General features: G+C 60.1%; 20 protein-coding genes. 9 read left to right on the forward strand and 11 right to left on the reverse strand.

The window, feature by feature from the left end; genetic code table 11:
- Nucleotides 1-40: 40 nt before the first annotated feature.
- From A7J50_RS20845 to A7J50_RS20860, 4 genes are all read right to left on the reverse strand, one after another.
- A complete protein-coding gene (locus A7J50_RS20845) occupies nucleotides 41-670 on the reverse strand; it encodes a C40 family peptidase (RefSeq protein ID WP_064453505.1) in 630 nt (209 codons plus the stop codon).
- Between the two features lie 213 nt (nucleotides 671-883).
- Nucleotides 884-1,588 carry a DnaA regulatory inactivator Hda gene (gene hda, locus A7J50_RS20850; RefSeq protein ID WP_017134884.1) on the reverse strand — a complete coding sequence of 235 codons (705 nt, stop codon included), beginning with the start codon at nucleotides 1,586-1,588 and terminating at the stop codon, nucleotides 884-886.
- 204 nt (nucleotides 1,589-1,792) lie between these two features.
- Nucleotides 1,793-2,866: an AI-2E family transporter gene (locus A7J50_RS20855; RefSeq protein ID WP_064453506.1), complete on the reverse strand. Its 1,074-nt coding sequence runs from the start codon at nucleotides 2,864-2,866 to the stop codon at nucleotides 1,793-1,795.
- Between the two features lie 56 nt (nucleotides 2,867-2,922).
- Nucleotides 2,923-3,963 (reverse strand): DUF2066 domain-containing protein, encoded by a 1,041-nt coding sequence (locus tag A7J50_RS20860; RefSeq protein WP_064453507.1) that lies wholly within the window; start codon nucleotides 3,961-3,963, stop codon nucleotides 2,923-2,925.
- Between the two features lie 343 nt (nucleotides 3,964-4,306).
- On the opposite strand from A7J50_RS20860, the gene purM reads away from it, so the two are divergent.
- The 7 genes from purM to A7J50_RS20895 all read left to right on the forward strand — a co-directional run bounded on the left by purM (nucleotide 4,307) and on the right by A7J50_RS20895 (nucleotide 12,943).
- Nucleotides 4,307-5,365 (forward strand): phosphoribosylformylglycinamidine cyclo-ligase, encoded by a 1,059-nt coding sequence (gene purM, locus A7J50_RS20865; RefSeq protein ID WP_064453508.1) that lies wholly within the window; start codon nucleotides 4,307-4,309, stop codon nucleotides 5,363-5,365.
- On the forward strand, nucleotides 5,365-6,015 hold the full coding sequence (purN, locus tag A7J50_RS20870) for a phosphoribosylglycinamide formyltransferase (protein WP_064453509.1): 651 nt from the start codon (nucleotides 5,365-5,367) through the stop codon (nucleotides 6,013-6,015). The genes purM and purN overlap by 1 nt, the downstream gene beginning before the upstream one ends.
- 8 nt (nucleotides 6,016-6,023) lie before the next feature.
- On the forward strand, nucleotides 6,024-6,737 hold the full coding sequence (locus A7J50_RS20875) for a DUF3108 domain-containing protein (protein WP_064453510.1): 714 nt from the start codon (nucleotides 6,024-6,026) through the stop codon (nucleotides 6,735-6,737).
- A gap of 376 nt (nucleotides 6,738-7,113) precedes the next feature.
- Nucleotides 7,114-7,302 (forward strand): hypothetical protein, encoded by a 189-nt coding sequence (locus A7J50_RS20880; protein WP_064453511.1) that lies wholly within the window; start codon nucleotides 7,114-7,116, stop codon nucleotides 7,300-7,302.
- Nucleotides 7,303-7,684: 382 nt separating this feature from the next.
- Nucleotides 7,685-9,610: an IucA/IucC family protein gene (locus A7J50_RS20885; RefSeq protein ID WP_064453512.1), complete on the forward strand. Its 1,926-nt coding sequence runs from the start codon at nucleotides 7,685-7,687 to the stop codon at nucleotides 9,608-9,610.
- Complete coding sequence (locus A7J50_RS20890; protein ID WP_064453513.1) at nucleotides 9,600-10,811, forward strand: MFS transporter; 1,212 nt, start codon at nucleotides 9,600-9,602, stop codon at nucleotides 10,809-10,811. The genes A7J50_RS20885 and A7J50_RS20890 overlap by 11 nt, the downstream gene beginning before the upstream one ends.
- A gap of 11 nt (nucleotides 10,812-10,822) precedes the next feature.
- Nucleotides 10,823-12,943: a TonB-dependent receptor gene (locus A7J50_RS20895; RefSeq protein WP_064453514.1), complete on the forward strand. Its 2,121-nt coding sequence runs from the start codon at nucleotides 10,823-10,825 to the stop codon at nucleotides 12,941-12,943.
- A 102-nt stretch (nucleotides 12,944-13,045) separates the two neighbouring features.
- Here A7J50_RS20895 and A7J50_RS20900 read toward each other — a convergent pair whose 3' ends face one another.
- The 7 genes from A7J50_RS20900 to A7J50_RS20930 form a co-directional block, all read right to left on the reverse strand.
- On the reverse strand, nucleotides 13,046-13,591 hold the full coding sequence (locus A7J50_RS20900) for a DUF2058 domain-containing protein (protein WP_064453515.1): 546 nt from the start codon (nucleotides 13,589-13,591) through the stop codon (nucleotides 13,046-13,048).
- Between the two features lie 25 nt (nucleotides 13,592-13,616).
- Entirely contained in the window at nucleotides 13,617-14,450 is an 834-nt protein-coding gene (gene mazG, locus A7J50_RS20905) for a nucleoside triphosphate pyrophosphohydrolase (RefSeq protein WP_064453516.1), read from the reverse strand.
- Nucleotides 14,451-14,611: 161 nt separating this feature from the next.
- Nucleotides 14,612-16,855 carry a GTP diphosphokinase gene (relA, locus tag A7J50_RS20910; RefSeq protein WP_064453517.1) on the reverse strand — a complete coding sequence of 748 codons (2,244 nt, stop codon included), beginning with the start codon at nucleotides 16,853-16,855 and terminating at the stop codon, nucleotides 14,612-14,614.
- A 151-nt stretch (nucleotides 16,856-17,006) separates the two neighbouring features.
- Nucleotides 17,007-18,359, reverse strand: coding sequence for a 23S rRNA (uracil(1939)-C(5))-methyltransferase RlmD (gene rlmD / locus A7J50_RS20915; RefSeq protein ID WP_064453518.1), 1,353 nt, complete (start codon nucleotides 18,357-18,359; stop codon nucleotides 17,007-17,009).
- The gene (gene cysM / locus A7J50_RS20920; protein WP_064453519.1) at nucleotides 18,359-19,261 is read right to left on the reverse strand and encodes a cysteine synthase CysM; all 903 of its coding nucleotides are present in this window, start codon (nucleotides 19,259-19,261) and stop codon (nucleotides 18,359-18,361) included. The genes rlmD and cysM overlap by 1 nt, the downstream gene beginning before the upstream one ends.
- A gap of 217 nt (nucleotides 19,262-19,478) precedes the next feature.
- Nucleotides 19,479-20,084, reverse strand: coding sequence for a tRNA-uridine aminocarboxypropyltransferase (locus tag A7J50_RS20925; RefSeq protein WP_064453520.1), 606 nt, complete (start codon nucleotides 20,082-20,084; stop codon nucleotides 19,479-19,481).
- A 5-nt stretch (nucleotides 20,085-20,089) separates the two neighbouring features.
- Entirely contained in the window at nucleotides 20,090-20,983 is an 894-nt protein-coding gene (locus tag A7J50_RS20930) for a LysR family transcriptional regulator (RefSeq protein WP_064453521.1), read from the reverse strand.
- 211 nt (nucleotides 20,984-21,194) lie between these two features.
- On the opposite strand from A7J50_RS20930, the gene speB reads away from it, so the two are divergent.
- Complete coding sequence (gene speB, locus A7J50_RS20935; RefSeq protein ID WP_064453522.1) at nucleotides 21,195-22,145, forward strand: agmatinase; 951 nt, start codon at nucleotides 21,195-21,197, stop codon at nucleotides 22,143-22,145.
- Nucleotides 22,145-22,567 (forward strand): YybH family protein, encoded by a 423-nt coding sequence (locus A7J50_RS20940; RefSeq protein WP_064453523.1) that lies wholly within the window; start codon nucleotides 22,145-22,147, stop codon nucleotides 22,565-22,567. The genes speB and A7J50_RS20940 overlap by 1 nt, the downstream gene beginning before the upstream one ends.
- Nucleotides 22,568-22,571 lie beyond the last annotated feature (4 nt).

The raw sequence follows: 22,571 nt of genomic DNA on the forward strand, positions 1-22,571 counted from the left end.
TCTAGCGCTTACACGTCAAACTTCAAGTATCACTTTAACTTTACTTGCTGGCGGTAACGGTAGTCGGGGCCATGGCGAGTGCACGCTTGGCTTCGATGAAGGTTTTGCTCCAGTAGCTGTCACCCAGGTTGTCGACTCGAACACCGCCACTGCGACGACTGCTGGAGTGAATAAACTGGTTATCGCCCAAGTAGATACCGGCGTGACTTACGCGACCACGACCTGCAGTACTAAAGAAAAGCAGATCGCCGGGCTTGAGGTTATTGCGTGCGACCAACGGTGCATCCACGTTGATCATTTCGCGTGTCGAGCGAGGCAGGTTCATGCCGGCTTCTTCGCGAAACAGGTAGCCGATGAAGCCACTGCAGTCGAAACCGGCTTCAGAGGTACCGCCGAAACGGTAACGGGTACCAATCAGGGACATGCCGCGTTCAAGGATGCTGTCGGCCAGAACTGGAAGCTGGTAAGGCTTGCTGCCGGAGAAGTCGGCCAGTTCTTTTTCAGTTGCGAGTTCTTCCTGGTAAACAGAGGAAGACTGCGATGCAACGAACTTTGCCTGGGACTGTTGTTGAGTCTTTTGCTGCTCAGCCACGTTTTGAGTGTGGGTGGCGCAACCAAACAACAGGGTAACGAGTGCGAGAGGCACGAGGGGTGCGAAGCGATTTAGCATGGGCACGACCGTGGCTGATGTGTAAAGAAGTCGAGACTATGCCCTCTATCACATCGATTTGCAAATTCAATCGTGATCGATGTGACTTCTTGTTTCGACGATGACATCTAAGCCCTTAACACCCCATACATGCCTTTTGCGTGGCCAAACCAGCCCACACGCAGGTTTTCTGGCGCCTGAAATTTGCCGAGAGCCGCGAAATACAAGGGCTGGCTACCAGCCGAGAGTTTCCTTGAGGAAAGGAATGGTCAGCTTGCGCTGGGCCTGCAAAGAGGCCTGATCGAGCTGTTCCAGCAAATCGAACAACGCGCTCATGCTGCGGGTGCCGCGCGTGAGAATAAAGTGCCCGACTTCATCGGTCAGGTGCAGGCCGCGACGGGATGCACGTAATTGCAGGGCGCGTAATTTGTCTTCGTCAGACAACGGGCGCATCTGGAAGATCAGCGCCAGGGTCAGGCGTGACTTGAGGTCGGCCAGCTTCACCGGCAGCTCTCGCGGCGACGTGGATGCGGCGATCAACAGCCGTCGTCCGCTGTCGCGCAGACGGTTGAACAGGTGAAACAAGGCTTCTTCCCAATCCGCCTTGCCGGCAATCGCCTGCAGATCGTCCAGGCAGACCAGTTCGTACTGCTCAAGGTGGTCGAAGATCCCGATGCCACGGTCCATCAACTCAGCCAATGGCAGGTAAACCGCCGGCTCGCCCATTTGCTCGAAGCGCAGGCACGCGGCCTGCAACAGGTGGGTACGCCCCACGCCGTGCTTGCCCCACAGATAGATCAGGCTTTCAGTCCACCCGGCGTCGGCTTCGCAGAGCCGCTCGACATAGCCGAGTGCAGCGGCATTGGCGCCTGGGTAGTAATTGATAAAGGTGGCGTCGTCACGCAGACGCACACCCAAGGGCAGCTGAATCGGTTTCATGCTGACTGAACGGCTCCAAACGAACCGTTAGTGGCCTCTGTGTAAAGTTTGCAAAGTTTATACCCGTGACGCCGGGCGCACAATGCAGCAGACCACAAGCAAAATCAAAGGTTTGCGTTAGCTTGGGTCAATTTTCGAAAATTGTTTGACACCACGGCTGCATAAACAACAAACCCGGCCTGAGCCGGGTTTGTGACGAAGCGGTTACAGATCGGGGTCTTCAACCCCGGTGTACACATCCGAATCCTTATAAAGATCGTGAACATGGCGCACCAGTACCATGATCACTGCCGCCACCGGCAGTGCCAGCAGGATGCCAGTAAAGCCAAACAGCTCTCCGCCCGCCAGGATCGCAAAGATCACCGCGACCGGGTGCAGACCGATCCGGTCACCCACCAGCAGCGGCGTCAACACCATGCCTTCCAGGGCCTGGCCGACCATGAACACCGCAACAATACCCAGCATCGGATACAGATCGCCGCCAAACTGGAACAGCCCGGCCACGAGTGCCGCGCCGATACCAATCACGAAGCCCATATACGGCACGATCGCAGCCAGACCGGCGATCAAGCCGATCAACAGGCCCAGCTCCAAGCCAATCGCCATCAGGCCGGCGGCATAGATAATCCCCAGGGCCAGCATCACCAGCAACTGGCCTCGCACGAATGCGCCGAGCACCTCATGGCACTCCTCCGCCAGAGACACGATGCGCTCTTCGCTGTTGCGTGGCAGCAGGCTGCGGATCTTGGCCATCATGATGTCCCAGTCACGCAGCAGATAGAACGCTACCACCGGAATCAGCACCAGGTTGGTCAACCAGCCGATCAGCGCCAGGCTGGACGCCGTGGCCTGGCTCAGGACAACACCGACGATATCGGTGGTCTGGCCCATATGCTCACTGATCGCCGCCTTGACCTTGTCGAACTTCCAGAAACCATCCGCCAGCCCCAGCTTGGCCTGAGCCCACGGCATCGCCGTGTGCTGCAACCAGTCGAGCATCTGCGGCGCCAGTTCATACAGGCGAAACAGTTGCTTGGCCAACATCGGCACCAGCACCAGTACCAACGCGGTGATGATCAACGTAAACAGGGCAAACACCGTCACTACGCCCAAGGTGCGCGACAGGCCGGCTTTCTCCAGGCGATCCACCACGGGATCGAATAAATAGGCCAGGAGCAACGCCACCAGAAACGGCGTCAGGATCGAATGCAGCAAGAATACAAACACGCACAGCAGGACAATCCCGCCAAGCCACACCCAACGACGCGTATCCGCCATAAACCACTCCATCTGTTATTTGCTACCTTCCTTCTATATAGAAGAAGAAAGAATATTTACCAACGAAAACGCAACTGCGCCTGGGGCTCAGGAGCAGCGGCTGGTTGTGTACCACCCTCCACCGGCGGCGGCACCTGCGTTTCACCAGCAGGCACTTCCTGCAACTTGGCCAGACTCAACTGCGTACGCAATTGCTCGGCACTGCCGTTGACGCGATACACAATGCGATTGCCATCAACCCGCTGCGGTTGGCCACCAAAAGGTTCAAGCAGATGACCAAGGGCAGCGTAGCGCTCCAGGTTCATGCCCTGCACTTCGAGCAATTGCTCGCTGCTCACACCGGGCTTGACGGCAAAGCGTGGCGCCAGCTTTTGGCTGACCGCGAGCAATACGGCATCGGCTACCGCTGCGGTGTCTGCGCCCTGGGCGGTGCCCTGCTCACTTTTGTCGCCCAGCCACAGGCGCCATTTGGCCTGCCATTGGTTGCCTTCCTGGCGGGCGTGCACAGCGAGCAAAGCGTCGGCGCCATAGCGCTCGGAGGCTGCACGCAATGGCGTGGCGTCGGCGCTTTCGAGATTAGGCGCAGTCGCAACCACCTGTTCATCCAGATCGCCCAGCGGCAGACGCAGCGGCAAGCCTCGGTGTTGCGCCGCCCTACGCAGCGCGCCGGCGACCGCTTGACCATCACCGACCAGGCTGCTGCCTTCGGTGGAGTCGTTCAGCCACCAGCCAAGAATTGACGGCCGGTTGCTGCCCCACATCGACAGACCCGCTCCACGCAGGGCGCGGTCGGTGCTCACCGGGTCGAAGTCGACTTGCAGGCTTTCCGGTGGGCCGGCGTCATAGCCATACTGGCTGATGATTTGTTGCGGGTCTTTGCGAATTGCCGCCAGGCCCGGGCCGTCGGCGGCCTTGGCGTCGCCGGTCAGGCGGATCACCAGGGTTTGCACGGCGCGTTGGGTGGCAGCGTCGCGCTCTTGAGGCGATTGGCTGCTGACCGGTTCAAGCACTTGATAAAGGCCATTGAGGGTTTCGGCATGACTCGCCAGGCTGACCAACGACAAGCAGCCTACAAAGAAGAATTTACACAGACGCATGAAAGATTCCCGAACGACAAATTTAGCGGCTGGAACAGACCGCGTGAACTCGGCTTGGCAAGGCTGTGACCACAGCGACCGGTAAAACATTCACAGGGCCTTGGCAGTTTTTGTACTGTCATAACGATAGCGGGTTAAAGGCTATACCTTAATACACCCCATAACAGGCCCGATTAGCATTTTTTTAACACCATATGCCCCTGCCCGTCGGCCCGAGGATGGCCGCTGCCCCTCAAGCCTGATAAAATCGCGCGCCTTCGCAGACCGTCAACGGCAAGGCCTTTTACCCAAAGCCCCTGCCCGCTCGGTCGTTACCCCTGAATCCCCCCTAAAGGCCTGGATCATGAGCAAGCAACCCTCCCTGAGCTACAAGGACGCCGGTGTAGACATCGACGCCGGTGAAGCATTGGTCGAACGCATCAAGAGCGTCGCCAAGCGCACTGCGCGCCCCGAAGTCATGGGCGGCCTGGGCGGTTTTGGCGCCCTCTGCGAAATCCCGGCCGGCTACAAGCAGCCCGTATTGGTCTCCGGCACTGACGGTGTGGGCACCAAGCTGCGCCTGGCACTGAACCTGAACAAGCACGACACCATCGGCATCGACCTGGTTGCCATGTGCGTCAACGACCTGGTGGTGTGTGGCGCAGAGCCGCTGTTCTTCCTCGACTACTACGCCACCGGCAAGCTGAACGTGGACACCGCGGCACAAGTGGTGACGGGTATCGGCGCTGGCTGCGAACTGTCGGGTTGCTCGCTGGTGGGCGGCGAAACCGCTGAAATGCCAGGCATGTACGAAGGCGAAGACTACGACCTGGCCGGCTTCTGCGTTGGTGTTGTCGAAAAAGCCGAGATCATCGACGGCTCCAAAGTCGCTGCCGGCGACGCCCTGCTGGCTCTGCCGTCCTCCGGCCCGCACTCCAACGGCTACTCGCTGATCCGCAAGATCATCGAAGTGTCCGGTGCCGACATCGAGAACACCCAGCTCGACGGCAAGCCGCTGACCGACCTGCTGATGGCCCCAACCCGTATCTACGTGAAGCCGCTGCTCAAGCTGATCAAGGAAACCGGTGCCGTTAAAGCCATGGCCCACATCACCGGTGGCGGCCTGCTGGACAACATCCCGCGCGTACTGCCAAAAGGCGCCCAGGCGATTGTCGACGTGGCCAGCTGGCAGCGTCCTGCGGTATTCGACTGGCTGCAAGAGAAAGGCAACGTCAACGAAACCGAAATGCACCGCGTGCTGAACTGCGGCGTGGGCATGGTCATCTGCGTGGCCCAAGAGCACGTTGAAACGGCGCTGGACGTTCTGCGTGAAGCAGGCGAGCAGCCTTGGGTCATCGGCCAGATCGCCACCGCTCCGGAAGGCGCGGCCCAGGTTGAACTGAAGAACCTTAAGGCGCACTGATGCCTGCAACCTGTGATGTCGTGGTGCTGCTTTCCGGCACCGGCAGTAACTTGCAGGCCTTGATCGACAGCACGCGCACCGGCGACAGCCCGGTGCGCATCGCTGCGGTGATTTCCAACCGCGGCGACGCATACGGCCTGCAACGCGCCCGGGACGCTGGTATCGAAACCCGCTCTCTGGATCACAAGGCTTTCGAAGGCCGTGAGGCCTTCGACAGCGCCTTGATCGAACTGATCGACGCCTTCAACCCCAAACTCGTGGTCCTCGCCGGTTTCATGCGCATCCTCAGCGCTGACTTCGTGCGGCACTACGAAGGGCGCCTCCTCAATATCCACCCTTCCCTGCTACCCAAGTACAAAGGCATGCACACGCATCAGCGCGCGCTTGACGCTGGCGACAGCGAGCACGGCTGCAGCGTGCACTTTGTGACCGAGGAACTCGATGGCGGGCCTCTGGTCGTACAGGCAGTGGTTCCGGTAGAGTCTGCAGACTCAGCGCAGACACTTGCGCAACGGGTTCACACCCAGGAACACAGGATTTACCCGCTGGCTGTTCGCTGGTTTGCCGAGGGACGATTGATTCTCGGCGAACAGGGTGCATTATTGGACGGTCAGTTACTCGCGGCCAGCGGCCACTTGATTCGAACCTAGGAGATTTTATGCGTCGCGCCTTGCTCTTCGCTTTTGCGCTGTTCGCCTTGCCCGCCGTGCAAGCAGCAGACCTTCACCCGTTCTCCGCCAGCTACACCGCCGACTGGAAACAGTTGCCCATGAGTGGTTCGGCCGAACGCAGCCTGACCAAGAATGACAACGGCTCGTGGACCTTGAATTTCAAGGCGTCCATGATGATTGCCAGCCTTACCGAGACCAGCGTGATCAGTTTGGACAAGGACACCCTGCAACCGAAGAGCTACACCTTCGAGCGCGGCGGTCTGGGCAAGGCGAAAAAAATCAACCTGGATTTCGACCACGCGACCAACAAGGTCACTGGCTTCGAAAACAAGGACCCGGTCAACGTCACCCTCGAAAGTGGCATGCTCGACAAGTCGACCTACCAGCTTGCCCTGCAGCGTGACGTCGCCGCCGGCAAGAAAAGCATGAGCTACCGCGTAGTCGAGGGCACCGACGTCGACACCTACGACTTCCGCGTAATCGGCCCTGAAAAGGTCCAGACCAAAGCCGGCGCCATTGACGCGATCAAGGTTGAGCGCGTGCGCGACCCGTCGCAGAGCAAGCGCATCACCCAGATGTGGTTTGCCAAGGACTGGGGCGGCATCCTGGTTGCCCTGCGTCAGGTAGAAACCGACGGTAAGGAATACAACATCATGCTGCTGGACGGCACCGTTGACGGCAAGGCTGTCAAAGGTAGCTGATAGGCTGATGAGCTGGAAAAGAGCCTCGCTGAATGCGGGGCTTTTTTTCGTCTGCAGGTTTTGTGCTGGACGCTCTACCGCTATCGCAGGCAAGCCAGCGCCCACATTGGAATGAATTTCAACGGTGAGAGCTGGCTTGCCTGCGATGACATCAGCACGGCTGACCTAAGCTTGAAAGCCATCTGAAACATGAAACTTTTGTCATAAAACTCAGCACCCTGCGACGCAATGCCGCGGTTTACGCGGCCTGCGGGAATATTGCGTTTCCTGCAAAGAATTGTTGCGCGCAAAATCAGTTTACTTAGCAAGCTAACAAAACATATAAAAGAGGCCTGCGACGACTTGCCGCAGATCAACCAGAGATTGGAGCAAGCAGATGACTGTAAAAGTAACTGAACGCGACGATGCACACATGTCTCATGAAGCACTGGGCCATGGGATTCACATCTGGGATGTACATCAACAAGACCAACTGGTCGGCATGTTCCACGACGAGAGCGAAGCCCACAATTATAAAAACGAGCTCGAAACTCTTGAGATGAAACGCCAGGCACAAAGCTCCTGAAACTCTGATATCGCGTAGACGCCCGGCCCCACGCAGCCGGGCCGCCTACACAGAAAACCCGCCCACCTGGCGGGTTTTTTGCGTTTCATAAGCAGCGACTTCCCCTGCGCCTCAGCGCTCGTACAAAAGCAGACACATCCTACAAAGCACCAGCGCGTTTACTACAGGCCATTCCAAACCCCCAGAACTCGCCTGTTCTAGACGCCTCCAGGCCATCTCACCGCGCCTGACTGATCACCTTACTCACGCGCAAACCCCGCCTTCCACCTTGCTTGAATAAACGTTTGTGCAAAAAGCGTAACAACAAATAGACATCTGGTAATAGTTCTCGATACCATTCGCGCGCCTTTCACCCAGGACCGCGGATAAGGAATTCGACTTGATGCATGGACACAACAGCACGCCGGAAAAATCACTGCTTGAGCGCTGGAGTGAAGCACTGGCCACGCCGCAATTCCTGGCCAATCACCTCACCCTTGATTCCCTGATCAACACGCTGGCGCCCGCCGCCGAACGCAGTTTCCAACGCTTGATCCAGGCACTGTTTCGTGAAGGCCTGCTGGCCCCCAACACTCGCAGCTATGACGAACTCGGCCACTGCTGGCTGGCACTGCCTGACCAAACCCGCCTGCGCTTCGATTACCTGCGGCCCGGCCGCATGGGCAGCTGGGACCTGCGTGGCCAGGTCACACTGCTACGTAACGACCAGACCGAGCAGAAAATTCAATTCCCGTCGCAATTACTGACGCTGCTTAACAACAGCCTCGAATCATCGGCCGATCTGAACGTCTTGGGCCGTCTCAACAGCGAAATCGATGACAGCTTTGTCAACGACACGCTGTGCCTCGCCTTTCACGAGCAGTGGACACTCAAGCTGCACGCAGCAATGGACCCGGCACATCAGAACAATCTGCTGAGCCACCTCAAGAATGATGCGAGCGTCACCAACGCTACGTCCGTGCTTGAACAATGGGGCACGCTGGGCCACCCATGGCACCCCAACTACAAGACCAAGTTGGGCTTGGCTACCGACCAGGTCATCGATTTCTCACCGGAGTTCGAAGCACGCTTCCCGGTATTCCTTTGCGCGCTCCACCGCCAATACGCGCATGTCGAAGTATTGGCCGATAGCGCAGATTACTGGCAGTGGTGGCAGCAGCATTTTCCACAGGCTGCCAGGCAATTGACCGTAGCGCTTGCAGCGCAGGGGCTTGAGGCAGCTGACTATCTACCGCTGCCTGCTCACCCTTGGCAGGCACGCCAGGAGCTACCGCAACTGTTCGCCAACGAAATCGGTGACAAGCTGCTGGTGCTGACCGATATCGTCGCGTTTACCGCCCACCCGACCATGTCGTTCAGGACCGTGCTGCCTGAAGGCAGCTGCGACGCGCCGATGGTCAAACTCCCGGTCTCACTGCGCCTGACCAGTGTGCAACGAACTGTTTCACCACGCTCGGCGCGCATGGGCCCGCGGATCAGCCATTTGCTGCTGACGATCCTTGAGCGCGAGCCCGCAATTCAGCGAATTCTCAGCATCGTCCCCGAGCGGATAGGCGTGCATTTCAAACCCCAACCGGCCAATGATGAGCACTCCCGCCACCTGGCCGTTCTCTACCGCGACAACCCGCAGAGCCTGCTCCAACCGGGCGAAATGGCCGTGCCGGTAGGCAGCCTGTTTGCCATCGACCAGCACGGCCAGCCGCTGCTGAGGCAATGGGTACGCCTGAGTAAAGGCCTGGACGACGCCGATGCCATGCTTGCGTTCTTTCGCGACTATGCCGCGATCGCCGTACCGGCACTGTTGGGTATGTACCTGCGCTATGGCGTTGCCTTCGAGGCCCACCAGCAGAACTCGTTCATGGTCATGGCCGCAGACGGCCAATTGAGCCGCCTGTTGTTGCGTGACTTCGGTGATATTCGAATCGACCGCAAGACCTTGCACGCCCATGGTATGGATATCGAACTGCACGACCCCAAGATGACGCTGTACGACGACGCGGGCTTTGTACGTGACAAGCTGCTGCACACCGTATTCATGTGCCACCTGGGCGAACTGGTATTGCTCAGTGCCCGCCACTTCGATATCCCCCAGGCGCTGCTGTGGAATGAACTGTCGGCCCACGTCAGCCAGTGTTTCGACGACTTGCGCAGCCAGGTCGAACCACAGCGTTGGGCAACCGAGCGCGAAGCCCTGCTGGAACAGGACTGGCCGGCCAAGTCGTTCATGCGCATGCGCCTGCTGGAAAGCCATGCCGATATCGTCGGGCGGCTGCCCAACCCTTTGAGTGCCGCCGCCAATGGCAGCTAACCACACCGCCCTGCGGCTGCTGGTGGTGATTCAGCTGGTGTCGATGGGGGCCATGGAAATGAGCGGCCCCTTCTGGCCCTTGCAGATCCAGAAGCTGCTTGGCGTGGCCAATGCCCAGTACACTGGCCTGCTGTCTTCGCTGGTGTATGCCGGGCCGATGATGGCAGCGATGATCCTGACGCCAATGTGGGGGCGCCTGGGTGACCGTACCGGCCACAAGCCGATGATCATTCGGGCGCTGCTGGCGTTGGCGGCGTGCCAGGCGCTGGCCGCTATCACCTTCGATCCGTGGCTGCTGGTGGCGATCAGAGTGGCGCAAGGCGCGCTGGCCGGCTTTATCGCAGCGGCCCAAGCCTACGCACTGGCCTGCTGCGGTGATGGTGGGCGCGGGCACATTCTGGCGCGACTGCAATCGGCAACCGCGGTGGGGTCACTGGCTGGGCCGGTGTTGGGCGGCTGGCTGATGGATGTCTCGGGCTTCGCACTGCTGTGCTACAGCGCCACCGCCGTCTGCCTGGGCTGTGCCGTGATCAGCGTGTTCCTGCCCAGCGATGCACCGCGCTCGCGGCCAGCGCGCACGTCCACACCCGCCGCACTGCCCAAAGGCTGGCTCGGCGCAATGCTGGGGATCATCGTATTGATTCAGGCTGCCAAGATGATGCCTCAGCCGTTTTACGCCTTGTACGTCGCCGATATTTTACAGGCGCCCGCCTGGTTGATCGGCGCCAGCTATGCCGCCAGCGCACTCACGCTGGCACTGTCCGCCCCGCTTTGGGGGCGGCTGTTTGACCGACATCAACCTGCACACACACTGCGCATTATCGAATGGGTCACGTGGTCCTGCGCCTTGACGCTTGCCTTCACAGCGATGGCCAACGAATGGCTGGGCTTCCTCGCCAGCCGGTTGCTGTGGGGCGTGTGGCAAGGAGCCCTGCTGCCCGTCGCCTACACGTTGATCGCCAATACCGTTGCGCCCAGCCAGCAGGGTTTTGCCTTGGGCATGGGCAATAGCGCCGCCAAAGCCGGCGCGCTGTGCGGCGCCTTGATGGGCGGCATTGGCATGGGAATGGTGGGCTTGGCGCACAGCTTTTGGCTGGTCGCGCTCACTTATGCCTTGGCTGCCCTGGGTATCCGCGCCATCCGTTCGTTCACCCGAACACCCGATTCATCCGGTTTTTCTGTCAATACTTCTAATAACTGAAAGGCAAGGTCATGAACAAATTGCAACTGGCAGCCCTGCTGCCCCTGCTCGGATCTATGAGCGGCCCAGCCTGGGCCGATCAAGTTGAAGAAACCCAAGCAGCGCCTACCAACCTGCAATTACAGGCAACGGTGGTTTCGGCCACACGCAATGAAACCAGTATCGCGGCGATTCCAGGCTCTGTGCAGGTCATCAGCGAAGACCAGATCCGCCAGCAGACAGGTGCAGGACGCCGGGTTGCGGATATCCTCGGGCAATTGGTGCCGGGCATTGCGCCCTCCAGTGGTGGCATGAGCAACTTCGGCCAGACGCTTCGCGGGCGCAATACGCTGATCCTGATCGATGGCGTGTCCCAGAACGCCACACGCGATAACTTCCGCCAGCTCAACAGCGTGGCACCGGAAAGCATCGAGCGCATTGAAGTGATTTCCGGCGCCAGCAGTGTCTACGGCGCAGGTGCGTCAGGCGGCATCATCAACATCATCACCAAGCGCAACAAAGGTGAAGACCTCGCCTTCAGCAGCAAAATCGGCATGACCGCCGGCAACAACCTCAGCCACAAAGGTTTCTCCTACGAAACATTCCAGAGCGCGACGGGCCGTCAGGGCCCTGTGGACTGGTATCTTTCCGGCAACTACGTACAACGCAACGATCAGTTCGACGGCAACGGAAAACGCATTCCCCAGGACACGTCCCAGGGCAGCAACATGGACACCGACACCTACGACCTGCAAGGTCGCTTCGGCTACGAGCTGGATGACGACAAGAAGATCAGCCTGTCACTGCAAGACTACAAAGACGAACAAGACACCCGTTACACCAAGGACCCACGCAACACCAATAGCGCCGTCGCGGTGAAAGGCCTGGACCTGGATGACCAACCTTTCACCCACAACCAGGCGGTCAACCTTAACTATGCCGACAAAGATTTCTACGGCCAGGGCTTGCAGGTCGAAAGTTACTGGCGGCGTGCCGACGCGCTGTTCTTCCCGGACCTGTCGCGTGGCCGCGCCGGGGTATCCGACAACAACAGCGTGCAGGATGTCTACGGCCTGCGCGCGGCGATCGATACGCAAATGCCGGACATCGGCCCGGCCACCGGCAATCTGGTGTGGGGGGCGGACTATGACCATGAAACCTCACGCCAGCGCGGCGACCAATACCGCGTCAACGGCCTGAACTACACCAAGACCGGCACCACGTTCGAATTGGGCCCGGACATCGCGACCACCACCAAAGCCATCTTTGGGCAACTGTCCTACGACATCGATGACTGGACCTTGCGTGGTGGCGTACGCCGCGAGTGGATCGAAAGCGAGGTTTCCGACAGCATCGCTTACGGCGAAATCGTCCAGACCGGCAATCGCGCGATACTGCCGGGTGGCACGCTCAAATACGACGACACCCTCTATAACCTCGGTGCGGTGTATCACCTGAGCGAAAACCAGGACGTGTTCGTCAACTTCAGCCAGGGCTTTTCCCTGCCGGATATCCAGCGTTTCCTGCGTGACGTGAACAGCAAGTACGACATTCAAAACCTGAATGCCCAAGCGCTGAAGGTCGACAGCTACGAGCTGGGCTGGCGCGGCAATTGGGACAAGTGGCTGGCCAGCGTCACGGCGTATGAAAACACCTCGGATGTCACCCAGTTCTATGACGCCAATGACCGTGTACTGCGCCTGATCAATCAGAAAGAGCGTGTGCGCGGCGTTGAAACCAGCCTGACGTACAACTTCACCGATCAATGGTCGGTAGGGGGTACTTACGCTTACGCCAAAGGCGAGACCCAGCAGAACGGTAAATGGATCGACCTGCCTGCCACACGCATCTCTCCCTCAAAGACCACCGCCTTTGTCGGCTACGACCGTGGTGACTACAGCCTGCGCCTGCAAGGTATGCGCCTGGCCGACTATGACGCCGCGTTCAAAGACAACAACGGCCGCGACATCAAAGGCTACACGCTGGCCGACCTATTGGGTTCGGTGAGGTTGCCGGTAGGTCGCCTCGAAGGTGCGGTGTACAACCTCACTAACCGCAACTACCAGAACATGTTCGCCCAGGCCAACGCGCGTGCACCGTACCCGAATGCCGAAGGTCGTACCTTCACCCTGAGTTACGCAGTGGACTGGTGAGCGGCTGACGCTACTGGTTAAAACACAAACCCCGCCTTTTGAGCGGGGTTTGTGTTTTCTGGCAGGGGCAAGCCCTTCACCACAGGGATGTTTTTTACAGCCTTACCACATCAGATCATCCGGGATCTGGTAGGCGGCGTACGGATCATCCTCATCCGGCACCTGGCTTTCGGTGAGGATGTTGAGCTGCACGATGCGCTCCGGTGCACGCTCCTGGATCTTCAACGCCGCCTCGCGCGGGATGACCTCATAACCGCCGCCGTGGTGCACGATCGCCAGGGAGCCGTTGCTGAGCTTGTTGCGCATCAACGTGTTGACCGACAGGCGCTTGACCTTCTTGTCGTCCACGAAGTTGTAGTAGTCCTCGGTGGTCAACTTGGGCAGGCGCGAGGTCTCGATCAGTTGCTTGACCTGGGCAGTGCGGGCCTTGGCTTCGGCTTTTTCCTGCTGCTGACGGTTCAGTTCCTGGTCACGCTTGACCTTCTCGGCCTGTGCCTCAGCGGCCAGGCGTGCCTGGGTGTCATCCACCTCGGCCTGGCCTTTGTGGACCAAGCGCTGCTGCTTCTGTTTCTCTTTGCCGACCTGCTTGGCCTGCTTTTGGTTGACCAGACCTGCTTTAAGCAACTGGTCGCGAAGGGAAATGCTCATGGTGCTTACTCACTTAGGCCACTGCTCAACCGCAGCTGGACAGATTCTTTTCCTGACGTTTGGCTTCGCCCCACAGGGCGTCCAACGCTTCGAGGGTGCAATCTTCTATGGATTGGTGCGTGTCGCGCAATGCCTGTTCGATAAATCGGAAACGTCGTTCGAACTTGGCATTGGCGCCACGCAGCGCAGTTTCCGGGTCAACCTTGAGGTGACGTGCCAGGTTGACTGCAGCAAACAGCAAGTCACCGACCTCATCGGCAATCGCCACCGAATCGTTATCCGCCATGGCTTCGAGCACTTCATCCAGCTCTTCGCGCACGTTGTCCACCACCGGCAACGCGGCAGGCCAGTCGAAACCGACCTGGCTGGCGCGCTTTTGCAATTTGGCAGCACGGGACAATGCAGGTAAGGCCGCAGGCACATCGTCCAGCAGGGAAAGTTGCTCCGGCGCGTCGGATTTCTCCGCACGCTCCTCGGCCTTGATCTGCTCCCAGCGCGCCTTGACCTGCTCTTCGCTCAACTGCGGGATATCCAGCGGCGCATACAGATCCCCGGTGGGGAACACATGAGGGTGGCGGCGGATGAGCTTGCGGGTAATGCTGTCGATCACCCCGGCAAATTCAAAGCGCCCGTCTTCCCGCGCCAGTTGGCTGTAATACACCACCTGAAACAACAGGTCACCCAACTCGCCTTGCAGGTGATCAAAGTCGCCACGCTCGATGGCGTCGGCGACTTCATAGGCTTCTTCCAGGGTGTGCGGAACGATGGTCGCGTAGGTTTGCTTGATGTCCCACGGGCACCCGTATTTGGGGTCGCGCAGACGGTTCATCAGGTGCAGCAGGTCTTCAAGTGAATACATCAGTCAATCTCTGCCCATTGTCTGGAACCGCTGAAGATCTAATGTGGGAGCTGGCTTGCCTGCGATAGCCTCGACTCGGTCTATCAGACAGACCGAGTCGCCTGCATCGCGGGCAAGCCCGGCTCCCACAGAAAGCAGTCCACAGATATTTTCAGACCGCATCAAGGTGTGCGATTACGCCGCGTCTCGATGATGTTCGGCAACTGGGAAATCCGCCCCAGCAACCGCCCCAACGCATCCAGCCCCGGGATCTCGATCGTCAGGGACATCAACGCCGTGTTGTCCTCTTTGTTCGAGCGGGTGTTGACCGCCAGCACGTTGATCCGCTCGTTGAGCAGCACTTGCGACACATCACGCAGCAACCCGGAACGGTCGTAGGCGCGAATGATGATGTCCACCGGGTAGGTGAGCACCGGCACCGGGCCCCAGCTGACCTGGATGATCCGCTCCGGCTCGCGCCCGCCCAGTTGCAGCACCGAGGCGCAATCCTGGCGGTGAATGCTCACGCCACGGCCCTGGGTGATGTAACCGACGATGGCGTCGCCCGGCAACGGCTGGCAACAACCAGCCATTTGTGTCATCAGGTTGCCCACGCCCTGGATCTGGATGTCGCCGCGCTTGCCCGGTTTGTAGCCGGTGGCTTTGCGGGGAATCAGTTCCAGTTGCTCGCTGCCGCGCTCCGGCTCGACCAACTGCTGGGCCAGGTTGACCAACTGCGCCAGACGCAGGTCGCCGGCACCAAGTGCCGCGAACACGTCCTCGGCGATCTTCATGTTGGCCTTTTCGGCCAACTTGTCGAAGTCCACCTGCGGCAGGCCCAGACGCGCCAGTTCCCGTTCGAGCAAGGTTTTACCGGCCGCGACGTTCTGGTCGCGCGCCTGCAATTTGAACCAGTGCACGATTTTCGCCCGGGCCCGCGACGTGGTGATGTAACCCAGGTTCGGGTTCAGCCAGTCGCGGCTCGGTGTGCCGTGCTTGCTGGTGATGATCTCGACCTGTTCACCGGTCTGCAAGCTGTAGTTGAGCGGCACGATGCGCCCATTGATCTTGGCGCCCCGGCAGTTGTGGCCGATTTCGGTGTGTACGCGGTAGGCGAAGTCCAGCGGCGTAGCGCCCTTGGGCAAGTCGATGGCGTGGCCGTCGGGGGTGAAGATATAGACCCGGTCCGGCTCGATATCCACCCGCAGCTGTTCGGCCAGGCCGCCGATGTCGCCGAGTTCTTCGTGCCACTCCAGCACTTGGCGCAGCCAGGAGATTTTCTCTTCGTACTGGTTGGACCCGGCCTTGACGTCGGTGCCCTTGTAACGCCAGTGCGCGCATACCCCCAGCTCGGCCTCCTCGTGCATGGCGTGGGTGCGGATCTGCACTTCCAGCACCTTGCCCTCGGGACCGATCACTGCGGTGTGCAACGAGCGATAGCCGTTTTCCTTGGGGTTGGCGATGTAGTCGTCAAACTCCTTGGGAATGTGCCGCCACAACGTGTGGACGATACCCAGCGCGGTGTAGCAATCGCGCATTTCCGGCACCAGTACGCGTACCGCGCGCACGTCGTAGATCTGGCTGAACGCCAGGCCCTTGCGCTGCATTTTGCGCCAGATGGAGTAGATGTGTTTGGCACGGCCGCTGATGTCGGCGTCGACGCCGGTGGCTTGCAACTCGGAACGCAACTGGCCCATCACGTCGGTAATGAAGCGCTCACGGTCGAGCCGCCGCTCGTGCAGCAGCGTGGCAATCTGTTTGTATTGATCGGGTTCGAGGTAGCGGAAGGACAAGTCCTCCAGCTCCCACTTGATATGGCCGATACCCAGGCGGTGCGCCAGCGGCGCGTAGATGTCGAACACCTCGCGGGCCACGCGGTTGCGCTTTTCGTCATCGGCAGTCTTCACCGCACGGATCGCGCAGGTGCGTTCGGCCAGCTTGATCAGCGCGACACGCACGTCGTCGACCATCGCCACCAGCATTTTGCGCAGGTTCTCGACCTGGCCCTGGGTGCCCAGCACCAGGGACTGACGCGGGCTGAGGCTGGCGCTGATGGCAGCCATGCGCAGCACGCCGTCGATCAACTTGGCGACCACGGTGCCGAAACGCTGGCTGACCAGCGGCAACGCAATATGCCCTTCACGTACGCCGCGATAAAGCACGGCGGCGATCAGCGAATCCTGGTCCAGCTTGAGATCGGCGAGGATTTCGGCGATTTCCAACCCGGTGCGAAAGCTTGACGTGCCCTCCGCCCACAGGTTCTTGGCGGCATTGTCTTGCTGTTCAGACTCACGAGCGAACTCGCAGGCCGCTTTCAAGGCTTCACGGTCCAGTGCCGGGTCGACACTGACGGCATGATCCAGCCATGCCTCGAGATTGATACTGCCGTCGGTGTTGATCGGCTGGTGTGCTCTCACCTGTACCATCTTGCTTACCTTCCCTACGACGCACCTTTAATGCGCCAAAAATCATCGCTGACCTGCTGCGCAACCCTAGTTTTGCAACCCTAGGCTACGTACAACTCCCTGACAGGTCACGGCCCAGGAGACTACAGGCCAGTCGGATTAAACGGGCATCCTAGCCCGCTTCAAATAACGCCATGGCCTCGACATGAGCTGTCTGTGGAAACATGTCGAGGATCCCGGCACGTTTTAGCCGGTAGCCTTGCTTGACCAACTCAACCGTGTCCCGCGCCAGCGTGGCTGGGTTGCAGGACACATACACCAAGCGTTTGGCTCCCAGCGTGGCGAGCTTGCGCACAACCTCCAGGGCACCATCACGGGGTGGGTCCAAGAGTACCGCAGAAAAGCCCTGCTTGGCCCACTCCGCGTCAGTCAAAGGCTGGGACAAATCGGCCTGAAAAAACTGCACATTATGCAAATTGTTGCTGACGGCATTCTGCGCCGCCCGGTCCACCATGGTCTGCACGCCTTCTACCGCGACCACTTCGCGCACCTGGCGCGCCAGTGGCAAGGCGAAATTGCCCAGGCCACAAAACAGGTCCAGCACCCGATCGTCGGGCTGTGGCGCCAGCCATTCCAGGGCTTGCGCGACCATCGCTTCGTTGATGCCGGCATTGACCTGCACAAAGTCGCCGGGCCGATAGGCCAGCTCCAAGCCCCACTGCGCCAACCGATAACCGAGGGCCGTATCCGCCTCGACCGGTTCCGGCTGGCCTTCGCCATGCAGCCATAATTGGGCTTCATGGAAAGCGCAAAATTCTTTCAACACCAGCAGGTCCGCCTCGGACAGCGGCGCCATGTGCCGCAGCAGCACAGCAATGGAGGAGCCACTGAACAACTCCACATGCCCCAACGCCTGTGGTTTGCTCAGGCGGCGCAACATATTCGGCAAACGCTGCATGATCGGTTGCAAGGCCTGTACCAGCACCGGGCAATCGTCGATGGCGACGATGTCCTGGCTGGCCACGGCGCGAAAACCCACTTCGAGTTTTTTCGCCTTGGCATCCCAACGCACCGCGACGCGGGCGCGGCGGCGGTAGCCGAATTCCGGCCCACTCAAAGGGGCAGCCCACTCTTGCGGTTCGACACCGGCCACGCGGGACAGTTGCTCGGCGAGCATGCGCTGTTTCAGGGCGAGTTGTTCGTCGTGGGGCAAGTGCTGCACGCTGCAACCACCGCAACGGCCAACGTGTGCACACGGCGCAGGCCGGCGCAGTTGACTGGCGGTGAAAACGCGTTCGGTACGGGCCTCGACCACTTTACCGTGGGCGCCCAATACTCGCGCTTCGACTTCTTCGCCAGCCAGCGCGCCATTCACGAACCAGGTACGGCCTTCAAAGAACACAATGCCCCGGCCATCGTTGGCCAGGCGCTCGATGGTCAGGCGTTGCTTCTTGCCCACCGGAATCTGCGGGGCCCGGCTGCCGCCCGTCGGTTGGAAGCGCAGGCCTCTCTCGTGCTTGGCCATCAGTTGGGTTCGTCGAAGATGCCGGTCGACAGGTAACGGTCGCCTCGGTCACAGATGATCGCGACGATCACCGCGTTTTCCACTTCTTTGGACAAGCGCAACATACCGGCCACGGCGCCACCGGAAGACACGCCGCAGAAGATGCCTTCTTCGCGCGCCAGACGGCGGGTAGTGTCTTCGGCTTCACGCTGGGCCATGTCGATGATGCGGTCCACGCGCGTCGCGTTGTAGATCTTCGGCAGGTACTCTTCGGGCCAACGGCGGATGCCTGGGATGGATGCGCCTTCCATCGGTTGCAGGCCGACGATCTGGATCGCCGGGTTCTGCTCCTTGAGGTAGCGCGAGTTGCCCATGATGGTGCCGGTAGTGCCCATGGAGCTGACGAAATGGGTGATGGTGCCCTGGGTCTGGCGCCAGATTTCCGGGCCGGTGGTGGTGTAGTGCGCCTCGGGGTTATCGCCGTTGGCAAACTGGTCCAGCACCACGCCACGGCCTTCGGCGGCCATGCGCTCGGCAAGATCGCGCGCGCCTTCCATGCCTTCTTCCTGAGTGACGAGAATCAGCTGCGCACCATAGGCGGTCATCGCCGCCTTGCGTTCGGCGCTGCCGTTGTCGGGCATGATCAGCACCATCTTGTAACCCTTGATCGCCGCGGCCATGGCCAGGGCGATCCCGGTGTTACCCGAGGTGGCTTCGATCAGGGTGTCACCGGGCTTGATCTGCCCGCGCAGCTCGGCGCGGGCGATCATCGACAGCGCCGGGCGGTCCTTGACGGAACCGGCCGGGTTGTTCCCTTCGAGCTTGAGCAACAGGGTATTGCTGGTTTCACCCGCCATGCGTTGCAAGCGGACCAGGGGCGTGTTGCCGACGCAATCGGCGATTGTAGGGTACTGCAAGGTCATGGCGTATTCGCAATCCAGACTGCGGGGGCGAACATCATACCGGGAAAGGCCGGCGGGCCATATCACGCAAAGTGCGGTGCTTATGGCTTATAGGAATAAGCGAGTGATGTGTTGATCGGGAGGACGCTCTCGCGGGCAAGCCCGCTCTCACATTTGGCCTTCAGTGGTCCCGTGTGGGCGCTGGCTTGCCAGCGACAGCAGCACCTCGGTGAACCTGCTAACCCAACGGTCCATCGCCATGATTTCGCTGAAACACCTCATCCCCCATTGCCGCGATTTGCCCCTCGATCAACGCTTCGAATGGCTTGAGCAAAGGCTCAAAGGATGTCGGCGCTTCCAACACCTGCAATGCCTGCACAATGGCCTCTACCGTCGACAACGCCCCTGGCCCCGGTGCCTTGCGCAGCCGATAGCGCGAAACGCCACCCTCGGCCAAGGTTACCCGGGGCAATGCAGCCAACAATGGATTGAGGTGCAACAATTTGCGCGCCTTGCGCCAGGTGCCGTCGGGCACCACTAATAACAGTGGCGGGTCCTCAGGTGCATACACTTGCAAAGGCTGAGCGTCATCAGCGGGAAACAGCAGGCGCGCTTGATAACCGGGCGGGTTCAACAACGTGGCCAAGTCCTCGAATACCTCGCCAACCACCAATTGCGCATTGTTCAGCCCCAACGCCGCCAACCGCGCGGTATTGAGCGCGTGGTTGACCTCGCTTGGGTGCTGCAACAGCAACACGCGGGTGCGGCTGTCGAGGCTGGGGATCAGCGGGCACAGGCAATGGGTGATGGGCCTGAGGCACCGGGAACACTGGGGTCTGGACATGATTTTCAGGCCTGGTTGAGCTGGGCTTTGAGTAGGTCGCGGAAGGTCTGGATCAGCGGTTCTCGGCTACGCCCCCGGCGCATGATCATCGAGAATGGCGCCTGGTAGCCGAAGGTCGCCGGCAGCAGTACACGCAATTCGCCCTTGTCGGCCCAGGCCTGGGCGTAGTGTTCGGGCAGGTAGCCGATATAGGCGCCGGACAGCACCAGAATCAACTGCGCCTCCATACTTTCCACCGTCGCCGCGCTGTGTTTGAAGCCGTGACGCGCCAGTTCGGCCTGGCTCCAGTAGCCACGACCGACCATGCGTTGCTGGGTAATCACTTGTTCGGGGATACGCCGTTCGTTGAATAACGGGTGTCGCGTGCTGCAATACAGCCAATGCTGCTCGCGGTACAGCGGCATGTAGATCAACCCACTCATGCGGTTGGAAAAGGCGCCGATGGCCAAGTCCAGCCGGTTGTCCTGCACGCCCAGTTGCAATTCGTATGGGCTCATCACCGACAAATGCAGGTGCACGGCCGGGTGTTCCAGGCTGTAGGCGCCAATGACTTCGGCGAACGGCAGGGCCTTGTCGCTGACCGTGGAGTCGAGCACGCCGAGCTTGAGGGTTCCGCGCAACTCGCCTTTGAGCGCGGCAGCATATTGCTCAAAGCCTTCGAGCTCGCCGAGCAGACGCAAGGTTTCCTGATGGAACAGCTCGCCCTTGCTGGTGAGGCTGAAACCGCCGCGACCGCGATGGCACAACACCAGCCCTAACGCTGACTCCAGCTGACTCATATAAGTGCTGATGGCCGACGTCGACAGGTTGAGTTCGTGCTGGGCGTTGGCGAACCCCTGGTGCCGCACGACGCTGACGAAAATGCGCAGGAGTTTCAGGTCGGGCAAGGCGTTGGCCATGGGTTCTCCAGATTCAGCTAATGCGCCGCGATCCCACATTTGGACGGCGTTCGTCAGGAAGGATCGGTCAATCCCAGCACAGACAGAGGAGTTTACCTCAGGCATTAGTTTAGAAAAATCTGAACTAAGTATTTGCGCCTGCCGATTCTTCCTGCCCCGGGCTTTTCGCAGAATCGGCCCCTAATAAACAAAACAATGATGAGGCAATCCCGTGGACAAGATTTTCCACCAACCACTGGGCGGCAACGAAATGCCGCGCTTCGCCGGCATCGCCACCATGATGCGACTTCCCCACCTGCAAACGGCCAAAGGCCTGGACGCCGCCTTTGTCGGCGTGCCGCTGGACATCGGCACCTCGCTGCGCGCCGGCACCCGCTTCGGGCCGCGTGAGATCCGTGCCGAATCGGTGATGATCCGCCCCTACAACATGGCCACCGGCGCCGCGCCGTTCGACTCGTTGTCGGTTGCGGACATTGGCGACGTGGCGATCAACACCTTTAACCTGCTCGACGCCGTGCGCATCATCGAGGAAGCCTACGATGAGATTCTTGAGCACAACGTGATCCCGATGACCCTGGGCGGCGACCACACCATCACCCTGCCGATCCTGCGGGCGATCCACAAGAAACACGGCAAGGTCGGGCTGGTGCACATCGATGCCCACGCCGACGTCAACGACCATATGTTCGGCGAGAAAATCGCCCACGGCACCACCTTCCGCCGCGCGGTGGAAGAAGGCTTGCTCGATTGCGACCGTGTGGTGCAGATCGGCCTGCGTGCCCAGGGCTACACCGCCGAAGACTTCAACTGGAGCCGCAAACAGGGCTTTCGCGTGGTCCAGGCTGAAGAATGCTGGCACCACTCTCTCGCGCCGCTGATGGCCGAAGTGCGTGAAAAAGTCGGCGGCGGCCCGGTGTACCTGAGCTTCGACATCGACGGCATCGACCCGGCCTGGGCGCCCGGCACCGGCACCCCGGAAATCGGCGGGCTGACCACCATCCAGGCGATCGAAATCATCCGTGGCTGCCAGGGCCTCGACCTGATTGGTTGCGATCTGGTAGAAGTTTCGCCGCCCTACGACACCACCGGCAACACCTCGCTGCTCGGTGCCAACCTGCTGTACGAGATGCTCTGCGTACTGCCCGGCGTGGCGCATCGTTGATGAGCACGCAAGCCGTGCTGCAAGCCGCGGCCGACCTGGTGTCAGCCTTCGCGCGCAATGACCGCGCCGCCTATTTCGGCGCGTTCACTGTCGATGCCAGCTTTGTGTTCTACACCCTCCCCCAGCCGCTGCTCAGCCGCGATGCCTATCAGGTGTTGTGGGACAGCTGGCGTCGGGACGAGGGGTTTGAGGTGCTGTCCTGCACCTCAAGCAACGCCTTTGTCAGCCTGCAGGGTAACGTGGCGGTATTTATTCATGACGTGGCCACCGAGCTGCGCATGAACGGGGAGCAATTTTTTAGCCAGGAGCGCGAGACCATTGTCTTCACACGGCAAGGGCGACGCACAGAACAACAAGAAGGCCTGTGGCTGGCCTGTCACGAACATTTGTCCGCTATGCCGGAAGGGCTGCCGCCCCCTTAGCCAA

It is taken from the genome of Pseudomonas antarctica (assembly GCF_001647715.1).
GTDB classification, from domain to species: Bacteria; Pseudomonadota; Gammaproteobacteria; order Pseudomonadales; family Pseudomonadaceae; genus Aquipseudomonas; species Aquipseudomonas antarctica_A.

What these genes read in the sequence shown, in the direction of transcription:
- rlmD (WP_064453518.1), bottom strand. Translation starts at nt 18,359, where the DNA reads ATGGCCAAGCACGAGAGAGGCCTGCGCTTCCAACCGACGGGCGGCAGC.
- A7J50_RS20895 (WP_064453514.1), top strand. Translation starts at nt 10,823, where the DNA reads ATGAACAAATTGCAACTGGCAGCCCTGCTGCCCCTGCTCGGATCTATG.
- relA (WP_064453517.1), bottom strand. Translation starts at nt 16,855, where the DNA reads ATGGTACAGGTGAGAGCACACCAGCCGATCAACACCGACGGCAGTATC.
- purN (WP_064453509.1), top strand. Translation starts at nt 5,365, where the DNA reads ATGCCTGCAACCTGTGATGTCGTGGTGCTGCTTTCCGGCACCGGCAGT.
- mazG (WP_064453516.1), bottom strand. Translation starts at nt 14,450, where the DNA reads ATGTATTCACTTGAAGACCTGCTGCACCTGATGAACCGTCTGCGCGAC.
- A7J50_RS20930 (WP_064453521.1), bottom strand. Translation starts at nt 20,983, where the DNA reads ATGGCCAACGCCTTGCCCGACCTGAAACTCCTGCGCATTTTCGTCAGC.
- A7J50_RS20900 (WP_064453515.1), bottom strand. Translation starts at nt 13,591, where the DNA reads ATGAGCATTTCCCTTCGCGACCAGTTGCTTAAAGCAGGTCTGGTCAAC.
- A7J50_RS20875 (WP_064453510.1), top strand. Translation starts at nt 6,024, where the DNA reads ATGCGTCGCGCCTTGCTCTTCGCTTTTGCGCTGTTCGCCTTGCCCGCC.
- A7J50_RS20940 (WP_064453523.1), top strand. Translation starts at nt 22,145, where the DNA reads ATGAGCACGCAAGCCGTGCTGCAAGCCGCGGCCGACCTGGTGTCAGCC.
- A7J50_RS20890 (WP_064453513.1), top strand. Translation starts at nt 9,600, where the DNA reads ATGGCAGCTAACCACACCGCCCTGCGGCTGCTGGTGGTGATTCAGCTG.
- A7J50_RS20885 (WP_064453512.1), top strand. Translation starts at nt 7,685, where the DNA reads ATGCATGGACACAACAGCACGCCGGAAAAATCACTGCTTGAGCGCTGG.
- A7J50_RS20925 (WP_064453520.1), bottom strand. Translation starts at nt 20,084, where the DNA reads ATGTCCAGACCCCAGTGTTCCCGGTGCCTCAGGCCCATCACCCATTGC.
- purM (WP_064453508.1), top strand. Translation starts at nt 4,307, where the DNA reads ATGAGCAAGCAACCCTCCCTGAGCTACAAGGACGCCGGTGTAGACATC.
- A7J50_RS20880 (WP_064453511.1), top strand. Translation starts at nt 7,114, where the DNA reads ATGACTGTAAAAGTAACTGAACGCGACGATGCACACATGTCTCATGAA.
- cysM (WP_064453519.1), bottom strand. Translation starts at nt 19,261, where the DNA reads ATGACCTTGCAGTACCCTACAATCGCCGATTGCGTCGGCAACACGCCC.
- A7J50_RS20860 (WP_064453507.1), bottom strand. Translation starts at nt 3,963, where the DNA reads ATGCGTCTGTGTAAATTCTTCTTTGTAGGCTGCTTGTCGTTGGTCAGC.
- hda (WP_017134884.1), bottom strand. Translation starts at nt 1,588, where the DNA reads ATGAAACCGATTCAGCTGCCCTTGGGTGTGCGTCTGCGTGACGACGCC.
- A7J50_RS20845 (WP_064453505.1), bottom strand. Translation starts at nt 670, where the DNA reads ATGCTAAATCGCTTCGCACCCCTCGTGCCTCTCGCACTCGTTACCCTG.
- A7J50_RS20855 (WP_064453506.1), bottom strand. Translation starts at nt 2,866, where the DNA reads ATGGCGGATACGCGTCGTTGGGTGTGGCTTGGCGGGATTGTCCTGCTG.